11 protein-coding genes are annotated in these 12,342 nt (G+C 65.9%); 2 read left to right on the plus strand and 9 right to left on the minus strand.

Annotated features, from left to right (window positions below; translation table 11 throughout):
* The 8 genes from KNN16_RS04620 to KNN16_RS04655 all read right to left on the minus strand — a co-directional run bounded on the left by KNN16_RS04620 (position 1) and on the right by KNN16_RS04655 (position 9,717).
* The gene (locus tag KNN16_RS04620) at positions 1-2,886 is read right to left on the minus strand and encodes a hypothetical protein (RefSeq protein WP_303899329.1); all 2,886 of its coding nucleotides are present in this window, start codon (positions 2,884-2,886) and stop codon (positions 1-3) included.
* Positions 2,883-4,190, minus strand: a complete 1,308-nt coding sequence (locus tag KNN16_RS04625) for an alpha/beta hydrolase family protein (RefSeq protein WP_303899332.1) — start codon at positions 4,188-4,190, stop codon at positions 2,883-2,885. The genes KNN16_RS04620 and KNN16_RS04625 overlap by 4 nt, the downstream gene beginning before the upstream one ends.
* Positions 4,191-4,223: 33 nt before the next feature.
* On the minus strand, positions 4,224-5,390 hold the full coding sequence (locus KNN16_RS04630; protein ID WP_303899334.1) for a LamG-like jellyroll fold domain-containing protein: 1,167 nt from the start codon (positions 5,388-5,390) through the stop codon (positions 4,224-4,226).
* A 98-nt stretch (positions 5,391-5,488) separates the two neighbouring features.
* The gene (locus tag KNN16_RS04635) at positions 5,489-6,730 is read right to left on the minus strand and encodes a glycosyltransferase family 2 protein (RefSeq protein ID WP_303899337.1); all 1,242 of its coding nucleotides are present in this window, start codon (positions 6,728-6,730) and stop codon (positions 5,489-5,491) included.
* Complete coding sequence (locus KNN16_RS04640; RefSeq protein ID WP_303899340.1) at positions 6,727-7,524, minus strand: DapH/DapD/GlmU-related protein; 798 nt, start codon at positions 7,522-7,524, stop codon at positions 6,727-6,729. The genes KNN16_RS04635 and KNN16_RS04640 overlap by 4 nt, the downstream gene beginning before the upstream one ends.
* Positions 7,496-8,101, minus strand: a complete 606-nt coding sequence (gene gmhB / locus KNN16_RS04645; protein WP_303899343.1) for a D-glycero-beta-D-manno-heptose 1,7-bisphosphate 7-phosphatase — start codon at positions 8,099-8,101, stop codon at positions 7,496-7,498. The genes KNN16_RS04640 and gmhB overlap by 29 nt, the downstream gene beginning before the upstream one ends.
* On the minus strand, positions 8,076-8,708 hold the full coding sequence (locus KNN16_RS04650) for an SIS domain-containing protein (RefSeq protein ID WP_303899345.1): 633 nt from the start codon (positions 8,706-8,708) through the stop codon (positions 8,076-8,078). The genes gmhB and KNN16_RS04650 overlap by 26 nt, the downstream gene beginning before the upstream one ends.
* A gap of 4 nt (positions 8,709-8,712) precedes the next feature.
* On the minus strand, positions 8,713-9,717 hold the full coding sequence (locus tag KNN16_RS04655; protein WP_303899348.1) for a hypothetical protein: 1,005 nt from the start codon (positions 9,715-9,717) through the stop codon (positions 8,713-8,715).
* Positions 9,718-10,012: 295 nt separating this feature from the next.
* Between KNN16_RS04655 and KNN16_RS04660 the strand changes: the two genes are divergently transcribed.
* Together KNN16_RS04660 and KNN16_RS04665 are read left to right on the plus strand one after the other, a co-directional pair.
* Positions 10,013-10,441 carry a HEPN domain-containing protein gene (locus tag KNN16_RS04660; protein ID WP_303899351.1) on the plus strand — a complete coding sequence of 143 codons (429 nt, stop codon included), beginning with the start codon at positions 10,013-10,015 and terminating at the stop codon, positions 10,439-10,441.
* A complete protein-coding gene (locus tag KNN16_RS04665; protein ID WP_303899354.1) occupies positions 10,398-10,724 on the plus strand; it encodes a nucleotidyltransferase family protein in 327 nt (108 codons plus the stop codon). The genes KNN16_RS04660 and KNN16_RS04665 overlap by 44 nt, the downstream gene beginning before the upstream one ends.
* A gap of 35 nt (positions 10,725-10,759) precedes the next feature.
* Here the strand turns inward: KNN16_RS04665 and KNN16_RS04670 are convergent, their stop codons facing one another.
* Positions 10,760-12,229: a DNRLRE domain-containing protein gene (locus tag KNN16_RS04670; protein WP_303899357.1), complete on the minus strand. Its 1,470-nt coding sequence runs from the start codon at positions 12,227-12,229 to the stop codon at positions 10,760-10,762.
* Between the last annotated feature and the right edge of the window lie 113 nt (positions 12,230-12,342).

A 12,342-nucleotide genomic window follows, 5' to 3' on the forward strand; every position in this document is an offset into this window, starting at 1 on the left:
TTAGGGAGGTCCGGTATGCAGGATCACCGGCATGAACACACGGTAACGGAACCGGGTTAGGACCTGGAGGTCAAATTGTTGGGAATTCGTATGGGGATCGCTCTCAGCTACAACCGAGCGGGCCTGGGCGCTGAGGCGGACGATCCCGGTGAAGTCTGGGTCCACGCGGAGCCTGATCCAGAACGTGGCCTGCCGATTGGGGGGGAGGGCTTCCAGATCCCAGCGTGCATCTAATCCGTTCATGCACGGAGGATCACATGCCTCCAGGGTGAGACTCAGCGGCCATGAGGCTTCCAGCTGCACAGCCCGCGCGGTGCTGGGCCCTGCGTTTTCCAGGGCTATCGTGAAGGTGACCGGCTGGCCGGCGATCACCGGGTTCGGCTCTACCTGGCCGGACAGGATCAGGTCGACGAGTGCAGCGATCGAGGCGGTTGGGGTGAAGCGGGTCTCTCCTTGCAGCACGGTTTCGGTTGAAGAAACCTCTGTGGGGACGGCGAGCTCCCCCAGCGCCTCCGGCTGCAGATCCAGAACGCTGATCAGGATCTGGGCCTGACCGGGAGACAGCCGGTCTATCCGCCAGCTCAGCGCGGTTGCCTCAATCTGACATGGAGAGGGGCCACATGTGCGGGCCGTGGCGAAGAGCGGAAACGTGGAGCGCACATTTAACCCCCGCGCCTCTGCCGGCCCGGTGTTCGTCAGGATGAGGGTCAGCGTCACCGGCTCGCCGGCCACAGGGGACACCGGGCTCCACTCCCCGCTCCCCTGAATCCAGGCCACCGGCGGGAGCGTCGGCGTGGGGCTGGGTGTCGGACTTGGCGTCACCGTTGGAGTCGGGCTGGGTATGCGGGTGGGCGTAGGTGTAGGACTGGGAGTCGCCCTCGGGGTCGGGCTCGGCTGGGGCGTGAACGTTGGCGTGGGGCTTGGAACCACAGTGGGCGTCGGGCTGGAAGTGGGTGTGGACGTCAGGGTAGCGCTTGGGCTGGGAGTGGGTGTGGGCGTTTGCTCCCCGAAAGAAACCTCCAGCCCATGAGAGCCAGGGCTTAGAAGGAGGAAGATCCCCGGGATCCCCCGGAGCGTTTGAGGCATGAGCGGGACGAGCTGGCCATCCACACGGGCTTCGCGGATCTCCCATGTCCCAAAGCGCTGCGGAAGCCAGAGCGTATGAGAAAAGGAGAGCGTGGGCGTGCTGACAAAGGTGAACGAGAGGCGTCCTGAGGTCCCATCCCACTGCACATCCTGAATTCGCGCGGCATCCCGGTTGAGCACATAATCCAGCCACTGATCCGCGGTCCAAATCGGCATCCCCCGGGATCGTGCGGCCGCCATGATCGATTCCGCCCACGGCCGGATCTCCCCCCAGTTGTAATAATCCACATGGAAGTTAGCCACGAAGGCGGAGTGGTAGGCGCGAAGCCCGTCGTCCATCATGGCGATGACCTGAGCTGCATCCCGATTCCAGTCCGGATAGAAAGGCTGGGCCATGTATTGCTCGTCCACGATGTTGGTAAGCTGCTGGTAGACCGGCAGGATCTCCCCGTTGAGATCCACGAAGCGCATCGGAAGCCCGCTCCCGGTCAGATACCCATGGGCCTGAGTTCCGTCCGGGCGTGCGGTCACCTGGCCGCGCATGTAGTAGTCTAAGTTCAAGAGGAAACCGAACTCCGCATGAACGCGCGCGTTTCCTACCCAGCCGGACCCCATACGGATCTGATGGGTGCGGATGGAGGGGGAAAGCGGAGGACCATAACAACGCATGAAGCGCTCGCGGGTGCGCATCGTGCTGGTTCGGAAATCTCCGAAGTCGTTTCCCCATTCATCCGTGCCGACATAAGGATGAATCCCGACGGTGTGTCCGGCTGCCCGCCATGCGTTCACCGAACTCGGTGTGGGCGCGCTCGGACATGAATCGAAGTTTAAAGTGAGGAAAAACGTCGCACGGGCATTGAAGGACTCAATGCTGGCCAGCTCCCCTTCGTAATAGCTCTGAGGGTTCCCGTGGGCATCCGCGGTGAGGATCAGGAGGCTGAGGGCACCGTTCGGGAAATACCAAAGCTGAGGCATGGGAGCGGCTGTGGCCAGGCCCTCCCGGATCAGCCGCGAGAGCAGCCGCATCTGTTCATCGGCCTGAGGGATAGCGATACGCTCCAGATCGATCCATCCGCTGAACACATCGGTGGTGCGAAGGATCCCATCCGGCTCCCGATCCTGCCCCACCCAGTCCGGATTCCCCTGGCGGGTCAGCGCGACGCTGCGGGCCAGATCGTAGCCCCAGAACACCGCCCATCCGTTCCCCCGCGTCACGCGCCCGATGGCCGCGAACCCGCTGTTTGTATCTCGATCCCGATAAAACCAGGCGATCACTTCCACCCCATCCGCGACATAAAGATCTCCCACCCCATGAAACTGAAGGCTCTCCGTGACCAGCCCCTGAACAAGCGGATGCCCTGGCTCAAATCGGATGTAAGCCTCCGAGATGGCCCCACCGGTGTTCCAGCCCATGGCGGCTCGTAACTCCGGCGAGGGGCGCATAGCGATGAGATGGCCTCCGTTCCGCACGTAATCCCGTAAGATCCCGGCCTGCGTCGTGTTGAGAGGGATCTCAGCCACCAGAAGGACCGGATACATTTGCAGAAGGGTAGGGGAGAGGGAGGAAGGAGAGATCACATCATAAGCGGCCCAGCCCTCCGCCCGAAGGATCTCAGCCAGATAGGGCCCGAAGGGGTTCGGAGCCACCGGATCCGTTAGGAGCGCCAGCCGGATACCGCCCCCGCTTTGCGCTCGCGTTCTGAAGGAGGGAGGCAGGAACAATAAAATCCCCAGCATCAGAGCGCATCCCAGCCATCCGATCCCGATCCAGCGAGATCTGCGAAGACGAATGGGGCTCATGGCTCCCTCACCGAATAGCAGACGAGATCTTCCCACGCACACAGCGGCTTGCGGGACATCCCCCCCAGGAGGTTGGGAGGCGCAGGCCTGAGGTCAGGGCGGGGGCGGATGAGCTGGAGCGCCACACGCCAGCGGCCCGCCGGCAGATCCAGCCGCAGACGTCCCCCGATGGGCCTCACCTCCCGCCGGACGAGCTGCGCTCCTGTCTGCTCATCGAACACCTCCACCCGCACCCGTGAACCCACCGGATACCAGGCCGGCGTGATCACCGTCAGCGCATCCTCGGTGCGAACGATGAATCCCTGCGGCGTGACCTCCCGGACCTCCGACCACGCGTCCGCTCGGGTCCTGGCCATCGTCATCCCATAAACCGTGCGGCTCCGGGCCATGGCGAACCGGTAAGACCATGGAGCGGGAACAGGCCGGGCTCCCCGAAAGACCGGCACCAGATATTCAAAGATGCGCGCGATCTCCAGGGACGAGACCTCATGCCCCAGCCCCGGGAGCTCCTCCCAGTGGTGGGGATACGCCAGGGCTTCCAGCGCCTCATGCATCCGCCGGCTGTGAGCCGGGTGGACCTCCGGGTCCGCCCCGCCGTGGAGGATAAGAAGGGTCAACCCCTTCAGGTTCACCGCCAGCTCCATGGGGTTATCCGCCCCAACCCGAAGGGGATCGGCTCCGGGCGGACCGTAAACGGCGCGCAGCGCGCTGGAGTCATGGCGCGTGAGATCCAGAACCCCCGCGATGGAGACCGCCGCCGCGAACCGGTCCGGCCGATGGGCCGCCAGGGAGAACGCGCCCTTCCCCCCCATGGAGAACCCCACCAGCGCCCGCCCCCCCGGATCCCGACGCACCGGATATCGGTGCTCCACCCAGGGGAGCACGCCCTGAAAGAACCAGTCATAAAACGAAACTTTCCACGCCGATCCCCGGGGCCACGGAAGCCCAGCGTAGATCGAGTAATACGAAGGGACTTCTCCGTCCTCCCCTTGCAGCGCCACCAGCATCACATGGGCCGCATCGGCAGCTTGCTCCAGGTCCGGCCGTTCCCACATCCCCAAGCCCATCGCCCATCCGGAGAGCAGATAAATGACCGGGTAGGGCGCGTGGGCCGGGAACCCCGCCGGACGGTAGATCCGCACCTCATGGGCTTCCCCCTGCCAGGACACCGTCCAGCTCTCCCAGCTCCCGGCGGTCATCGGGCTGGCCCACGCCGCGACCTCCAGCCTCCCGGGTGCCAACCCGATGGCCATCCCCAGGATCCACCATCCGATCCTCCGGATCCCCTTCCTCGCTGCCCCCATCCATCACCTCAACTCCCTTCCGGCGATCCCGCGCTACCGATCCGATGCGCGCTGGATCAGCGGAAGATGGATTCGAAACTCAACGGCCCGGGTGGTGAACCCCAGGCCATCCCCGGGGGTCCAGTCGCTGCTGCCTCCGGCGTTCGCCGATCGCACTTGCAGACAGTAAAAGGCGCCGGGGCTCAACGCGTCCAGAACCAGGGAATGCGTTCGCTTTGGGTCCGAATTAGACAGGGATTGGCTCCACGCTCCGCAGACGTTCCCCCATCGGACCTCGCTGGTGGCCTCCACATCCGTGGTCCAGGTCACCACAGCGCTCGTGGCCAGAGGGAAGACCGCCGGTCCCGAGAGGATCACCGGTGGGGGAGGGATGGCGAAGGGGGTGTCAGAGACGTAAACCGGCCCAGCCGGGCGATCGGCGGATCCATAGCGACATGCCCCCGGGTTCATGCCCGTGGCATCCGTCACGGTGCCTGTGCACGGGCCCTCCGGTCCCTCATCGAAATGATAGAGCGCGACGGTGTCCCCGTCCGGTGTGAACGGGGCGCGGGGCGGGGTGAACCCCCCTTCATACCGGATGATCCGGGAGATCCGCACCTCGTCGATCCATCCGCTATAAGAGGGATAGGTGGCGCGATCCACATCATGCTTCTCCGCCCCGATGACCAGATAAGGATCGTTGGGATAGCTCGTGCTCCGACCGTCCCGATACCGGATGTCGCCCGCGGGCCCCCAGCCGGTCGCATCCAGCCTCCCGTCCACAAAGATCTGCATCCGCCCGTCGCTCCCGCGCCGGGTGACGGCGATGTGGTGCCAGTTTCCATCTGCCACCAGGAGGGATCCACACAGGGTGAATCCGTCTCCTCCTCGATTCACCCCGAAGGCGATCCGCCCCCCGGCCAGGGAGATCCCGTAATCCCCATAGTCGCCCGGCCCGAAGACATCACGGTCGAAGAGGATGTTGCCGAAGATCCAGAGATCCCCCGCTGCCGACAAGCACGCCGAGCTGGGGTTCTCCGTCCGCGTGGCTTTCATCCACCATTCGATGGTGAGATCCCCGCCGAGGTTGATGGATCGCCCCTCCACCGGGATCTTCACCCGATCGATGTCCCCGTCTCCGTTGCCATAGAAACGAAGGGAGAAGCCGCTCACCCCCTGAGCCGGATGCACGATCCCCAGGGGGAGCAGCCATCCCAGCAACAGGAGGCTTCTCCATCCCCGGACACGCAGCCGGCAAGGCTCCCGGGATCTCGTTCCCTGGCCGATCTCGCGCGTGGCCGCACTGTTTCGGCGTCCCATCACGCTGGGTGGGAGATGGAGAGAGGTTGAGGGAGGGGCTCCGTGGGTGAGGCCACCGCGCCGGCGGCCAAGTCCTGGCGGATCCGCAGCTCCCGCTGGCTGAGCTCGGACAGCGCCCGCACCAGGATCCAGGCGGTAATCAGGTCCACGCCCATCAGCACGGTGAGGGCGCTGACGGCGGGGACGAACCAGGGGGCCGGGAACGGGGGCGCGGTCAGCCCGGCCATGGCCGCCCACCCGTAGAGGATGAGGCCGGCGGCGACGCTGAGGAGCCCCAGCGGCAGGAACCGACGCTCCAGAGGCTGGCGGAACAGCGGGCGCCCGAACAGCCCCTGGCGGATGGGCCGCTTGTGGAACAGCGAGACCAGGTAATTGAACAGCGTGCCCACCGCGAACAGATGAGCCCCCAGGGCGCCCAGGACCACCGCGGCGAACAGTCGGGGGAAGGGCCAGCCCCCAGGGCCGGGCCAGAGAAAGGCGCTGAGCCCCAGCCCGGCGCCGGCGACGATCAGCCCGAAACCGGCCATCCCGAACACCCGGACCGGGTTGTAGGTCATCACCGTCCAGACGATGGCGTGGAGGAAACGCACCCCATCCTGCAGCGGGTGCAGCTTGGATTGCCCCAGGCGCTCCCGATAGGGGATGGGCACCTCGATCATGCGCAGGCCCTCGTAGATGGCCCGGGCGCTCATCGCCGGGGTGAAGTTCAAGCCATCGGGCAGGGGATACAAGCGTTCCAGGATCTCCCGGCGCAACAGACGCATCCCGCTGGCGCTGTCGCTGATCGCAGCGCTCCCCAGCACCCGTAGCAGGAAGGCGAACCCCCAGTTGCCGATGCGCCGGACCAGGGGCATCTCCGACTCCGCGCGGCCCATGCGGGATCCAACGACCATGTCCGCCCCGCTGGCCCGCGCGGCCCGGTAGAGATCCGGGAGGGATTCCGGGGGATAGGTGGCGTCGGCATCCAGGAAGGCCAGCCATTCCCCCCGGGCATGGGCGAAGCCGGTCTTGAGCGCGGCCCCATATCCCCGGTTGACCGGATGGCGGATCAATCGGACTTCCGGATAAGCGCTCACGATCTCCGCCGTGCGGTCCCGCGAGCCATCATCGACCACGATCACTTCCCAGTCTGTGAAGCCGGCCTCCTGAAGCGCCGGGCCGACGGCCCGCATCCGCTCCAGCACAGCGCCGATGGCTCTCTCCTCGTTATAGGCGGGGATCACAATCGATAGCATGCTCATGGAGATCCCTCCCGGGACAAAACCATGGATTGAACGGCCGGGAGACCGCCGTGGAAGATCGGACCCTCCACCGGCCGGGGGGTCTCCCGCCGGCTGCCCACCACCCGCGCCGGGACGCCTACCGCGATGGCGTAAGGAGGGATGTCCTGGGTGACCACCGCTCCCGCGCCCACCACGGCGCCCCGCCCGATGCGCACTCCGTCCAGGACCACCGCCCCGCCGCCCAGCCAGACGTCATCCTCGATGACGATGCCGCGGGCGGTGATGCCCTGCTCCGCGATCAGCCGATCTGGATCCGCGAACACGTGGTTGACCGCCAGGATCTGGACCATCGGGCCGGTGTAGACGAAATCCCCGATGGTCACGCCCCCCTGCCCCCGGATGACGTTGTATTCGCCAATGAAGCAACGTCGCCCGATAGTGATGCCGGAGCCCGGCAGGCCCCGGAAGTTGTAGACGTGGAGCACCGAGCCGTGCATGATCACCGTCCCCTCGCCGATGACGATGCCCTTCGGGCAGGCGTGGAGGTAAACGCCTTCATCCAGATAGACCCCGCGCCCCAGGGTGATCCGCCGGGGCTGGGCCAGGCGCACGCCTCGGGCGATGTAGGGGAAACCCCGAGCGTTCAGGATCAGACGATAGGCCAGGCCTCTCAGGGCGATCCCCAACAGCCCGGGGAGATCCCGGAGCACAGCCATCAGGGACTGCTCCAGAAAATAAGCGCCCCATCCGGTGGACTGAGCGCGGATGTAAAGATCCAGGGCTTCAACCCAGCGGGAGGGCCAGCGGCGCATACACGCCTCGCGATGAGGGGGTCAGAATCCACTGGGTTTCCCGGCTCAGGATCCAGGCCGCGGCCTCCGCCAGATCCTCGAAGATGGGAACCTCCGGATAACGCCGGAGGACCTGTTCGGCCTGGATGGCGCCCCGTCCGGTGCGCACCAGGAGGGGCTGGCACCCGGCCGCCCGGGCGGCTTCGATGTCCGTGAGGGCGTCGCCGATCAGATACGAGCGGCCCAGCTCCAGCCCCAGATCCCGGGCGGCTCGGAGCAGCAGGCCCGGCTGCGGCTTCCGGCAAGAACATCCCTCGTCCGGCCGATGCGGGCAGTAATAGATCGCGTCCAGCCGCCCTCCGGCCCGGCGCACGTGCCAGGCCATCCGTTCGTGGATCTCCTCCACCACCGAAGCGGGGACGATGCCGCGGCGGATGATGGCCTGGTTCGTGACCACCACGATGGCCAGGGGGGCCTGGGCCAGGCGGCGCAGGGCCCCCAGCGCCCCAGGCAGGAACTGAAACTCGGACCACGATTTGACGTGGTCCGGCCGGTTCTCGCAGATCACCCCGTCACGATCCAGAAAGATGGCGCGCATCCGGCAATGGCTCCTGGTTCAGGATCGGCACTGCCACCGCCGTGCTCTCCCACGTCCGGCGCAGGACGGTGGTGATGGTGTGTTGCAGGATGAGATGGAGGTCCTCGATCTGCTCCATGCACGCGCTGGGGACGATCAGGCACAGGTCGACCAGATCCCGCAGCCGCCCGCCCTCGAACCCGGTCAGGCCGATGGTGAAGGCCCCTGCCTCCCGGGCCACGAGCACCGCCTCCAGGACGTTCGGGGAGTTGCCGCTCCCGCTGATGGCGATCAGCAGATCCCCCGGGCGGATCAGGGGGCGCAGTTGCTCTGCAAACACCCGACGATATTCCGTGTCGTTCGCCCACGCGGTAAGCAACGGGACGTTGTCGGTCAGGGCGATCACCCGGACCATGGGCGCGCCGGGCCGACGGGTGCCTTTGGCCAGGTCACAGGCGAAATGAGAGGCCGTGGCCGCGCTGCCGCCGTTCCCGCAGAGGAAGATCATCCCCCCGTCCCGCGCCGTCGCCTCGATCTGCGCGATGATCTGGAGCAGGACCTCCCGGGGCAGCGCTTCCAGCGCCCGATGGATGCCGTTGAAATACTCCTCAACCCACTCCCCCCACATGGCCTCACTCCACCCGGAAGACCTGGACGCCTTCGTCATCGAAGGCTACGTCCATCGGTTTCAGGCCCATCTGGGTCATCGTCTCTGTCACCCGCTCGATGGCGTTCTCCGGGCAATACAGCAGGAGGAAGCCCCCTCCGCCCGCCCCGGTGATCTTGCCCCCCAGGGCCCCGGCCTCCCGCGCGGCGGCATAACAGCGGTCGATGAAGTCGTTGGAGATGGGGGAGGCCAGCCCGCGCTTGAGGATCCATGCCTCGTGGAGCAGGCGGCCGAAACCGTCCAGGTTCCCCATCGTGAGGCATTCCTCCATATCCTCCACCAGGACCTTCAGCAGATGAAGCCGCCGCAACACCTGCGGATCCTCCTCCGCCGTGGCCTGTTGCTGGGCTTTCAGGATGCGGGAGGACGGACGGGCCTGGCCGGTGTAGAAAAGCCGCAGCCGTCGCTCCAGGGCCTGGCGGATCTCCGGAGCCAGGTGGACGCGCTCCACAGTGACCCCATGGGGATCGAACCGAATCCGGTTCAGGCCTCCGAAGGCCGCCGCATACTGGTCTTGCTTCCCCACCGGCATCCCCAGCCGCTCGATCTCGATCTGACAGGCCAGCTCCGCGATCTCCGCCCGGGAGAGGGACCAGCCGCTCCACGTTGCCAGGGCGGCGATCATCGAGACCGCCAGGCTGCCCGAGGAGCCGAGGCCGGTGCCCGGAGGAACCTGAGCGGCGATGAACAGATCGATCCCCCCGGGGCTCCCGAAGGCCTCCAGGATCGCCCGCGGGAGGGAGAGATTGCCATCCCACATGGCATCCCGGTCCGGGGCATACTGGTGGAACAGGCTGTAGTTGGCCGAGATCAGATGGGCCGCCCGGGGCGCCGGGGAGAGGATGGTGTAGACATAGCGGTTGAGGGTGACGCTCAGGACCTGCCCCCCATACCGCATGAAATAAGCGGGGAGATCCGTTCCCCCTCCCGCAAAGCTGATCCGAACCGGCGCACGAGCGATGAGCAGCATCCACGCAGGCTCCCGAAGACAGGATCGTGCAACACTGAGAATAAAAGGGGGGAGTTGGGCTGGGATAAACGAAAAGTTAGGAAAACGTGGAGGGGATACGCACCGATAAGGGCAGGAGGATTTAACCAATCGGTTGGAATCTCTTGGGGGGCTCTTCTGCTTCCGGTTCAGCCTTGGCTGTCCTCTGAAAAAGGAGCAGAAGGCGAAGTCGGCGCGCAGGGAGGATGCACGAATCTGGATTATCATAACTAATGAAGGACAAGCGGTGCCCAGTCATCCGGAGGGCAAGGATGCGATGGGGAATCGATCCTGGGACTGGCTGACGCAAGCGGCTCACGACCTCAGGCATGCGGAGCATGCCCTGGAGGATGGGGACTATGATTGGGCGTGCTTTGCCGCACATCAGGCGGCGGAGAAAGCGGTCAAGGCCGTGTTTCTGGCTATGGGAGGGGAAGGATGGGGACACTCCATTACACGCCTGCTTCGCGATCTGAATCAGCAGGTCCAGATCCCTGACGCTCTCCTCCGCGCGGCCCAGCGTCTGGATAAACACTACATCCCAACTCGCTATCCTAACGGTTTTGACACAGGCGCCCCGGTCGATTACTACACCTTCGGCGAGGCCCAGCAGGCGCTCGAGGATGCGCGACGGATTTACGTATTTTGCGAGCAGCAGGTTCGTGCGGCGGGAGGCGGTTCTGGAGGCGCTGCGCCGCTGCGCTGAGCGGCTGCGGGCGGAGTGCCCCGCGGTCGTCGCCATCTACCTGTTCGGCTCCTTCGCCACGGGGACCGCTACGCCGCGCAGCGACGCGGACATCGTGGTGGAGATCGCCGAGGAAGATCCCGCTCTCCGGGAGGCCGTCCGGGAGCAGGCCATCGCGATCTTCGCCGAGGCGCCGGTGCCGGCGGAGGTGTTCGTGAAATCGACCCGTGAGGTGGAGGAGGGACGCCGGACCGGGCGGGGGATCGCCGGGGCCGTGGCCCGGGAAGGCCTCCGCCTGGCGTAGGACGAAAAGTTTTTGCCTCTACAGGGGGCCTGTCTTCAGGGAGCCGGATCTCCCCACTGCACTGTGAGGGTCGGGCGGCCTTTTGCGTTCCAGTCCTCCGTGTCGGAGGAGACGAAGTATTTTCCGGAATCGTAATCCCCGTCGGCGGAATAAAGGGCCAGGCGCAGGGGCTGGCCGGCCGCGTAGGCCTCCGCCACCGCCCGGGTCACATCCCAGGTGTAAGGAATGCCGGGCCAGCCGGGCCAGCTTCGCACCGGATCCACTCGTGTTCCCCCGATGTTCTCCCAGGCCAGCGGCGCCTGGTTCCAGGTCAGCGTCCGTTCCTCCCAGTCCTCCCGCACGGTCAGCACCTGGATCCAGGAGGGGGATGGGTTCGATCCCGCGTGCCCCATCTGGTAGAGCGTGAGGGTGGCGGAGAGGATCACCTTGCCCGGAGGGATGGCGTTCAGCGGGAAGATCACGTAATACTTTGAGAAGCACGGCCAGTCCGCGATGTCCACCTGGTTCTGGATGTTGAAATCCGGTCGTCCCGGATCCGGGGTCTCGCCCCATTGCGTCCAGTAATCCAGCCCATCTCCACAGTTCGTGTATCCCCCGATGCCGGCATCTCGAACCACTGCGCCGTTCAGGCCGTGGCGGATGGTCACAGTCCCCCCGGGTTGGGCGGGAGGCAGCGTGTGAGCGGGCATCCCGAAACGGAGTCGCCCCCACGTGGCGGGCACATTGGGGTTCATGGATTCCGGCCAGACGGTGATCGGGATCGGCGTGCCGGCGGCGTCATCGCGGTCGTGAACCATCACGGCAAGCCCCCAGACTGTCCCCTCCGGCGGCGGGCCGGATCGCCCCAGGCTGGCGAAGGGGATCCGGAAGGTTATCGCCCAGCCCCGGTCGTCTCCGTCATCGTTCAGGCGCTCCCCCCGCCAGCCAGCGAGGGCGGTGAACGAAATAGCCTGAGCCGCCCATCCGGTGCCGGTGCCCTGCTCCGCCGTCTGATACCGGCCGGAGCGATCCCCGTTGCTCAGCCCGCCGATGAAGCGATACGAAGAAGGGGTCGGCGCGTTCCCGCTGTTGCCCTCCAGATGGAGGAACAGGGTGACCGCATCCCACGAGGTCAGGGTGGAGGGGCTGGGGTTGGGGTTCGACCAGAGCCGCCGATCGAAGATCGCCACGTAGACCACCAGCTCGGAGGTCGTGTAGGCCACGCGGACATCCGCGTAGTTCGCGATGGGCGTGACCCTCCCGAACCAGAAGATGGCCATGCGGGAGAAGTCCGCGCCCAGGGGATCGGCGAGCCGGGGCGCGTTGACCTGGCGGGCCGGGACAGCCCCGACCCCCCGCAGCACCAGCGGAAGGTAGACCGAGAAGGTGGGGCTGACGGACGGGGAGAGCGAACCGCCCTCCAGGGGCTGCCTCCTCTCCCGGACGCTCGCGACCGGGATATGGGGAGCGAGACCCCCACTTAGAAACAGGAACAGAACCGCCAGCCCGGCCACCCGACGGGACATCCTTTCCCCTCCCGGAGACGATGTCCAAACCAAAATCAAACTAACTATATTCTAACAAAAATGGGCAGAATAGTCCAGGCGCGGATCTCTCCGGTGGCGGATGGGTGGAGAGG

Origin of the sequence: Thermoflexus hugenholtzii (assembly GCF_018771565.1) — a bacterium.
Taxonomy (GTDB): Bacteria; Chloroflexota; Anaerolineae; order Thermoflexales; family Thermoflexaceae; genus Thermoflexus; species Thermoflexus hugenholtzii_A.

What these genes read in the sequence shown, in the direction of transcription:
- KNN16_RS04625 (WP_303899332.1), bottom strand. Translation starts at nt 4,190, where the DNA reads ATGGGGGCAGCGAGGAAGGGGATCCGGAGGATCGGATGGTGGATCCTG.
- KNN16_RS04650 (WP_303899345.1), bottom strand. Translation starts at nt 8,708, where the DNA reads ATGTGGGGGGAGTGGGTTGAGGAGTATTTCAACGGCATCCATCGGGCG.
- KNN16_RS04670 (WP_303899357.1), bottom strand. Translation starts at nt 12,229, where the DNA reads ATGTCCCGTCGGGTGGCCGGGCTGGCGGTTCTGTTCCTGTTTCTAAGT.
- KNN16_RS04620 (WP_303899329.1), bottom strand. Translation starts at nt 2,886, where the DNA reads ATGAGCCCCATTCGTCTTCGCAGATCTCGCTGGATCGGGATCGGATGG.
- gmhB (WP_303899343.1), bottom strand. Translation starts at nt 8,101, where the DNA reads ATGCGCGCCATCTTTCTGGATCGTGACGGGGTGATCTGCGAGAACCGG.
- KNN16_RS04640 (WP_303899340.1), bottom strand. Translation starts at nt 7,524, where the DNA reads ATGCGCCGCTGGCCCTCCCGCTGGGTTGAAGCCCTGGATCTTTACATC.
- KNN16_RS04635 (WP_303899337.1), bottom strand. Translation starts at nt 6,730, where the DNA reads ATGAGCATGCTATCGATTGTGATCCCCGCCTATAACGAGGAGAGAGCC.
- KNN16_RS04660 (WP_303899351.1), top strand. Translation starts at nt 10,013, where the DNA reads ATGGGGAATCGATCCTGGGACTGGCTGACGCAAGCGGCTCACGACCTC.
- KNN16_RS04655 (WP_303899348.1), bottom strand. Translation starts at nt 9,717, where the DNA reads ATGCTGCTCATCGCTCGTGCGCCGGTTCGGATCAGCTTTGCGGGAGGG.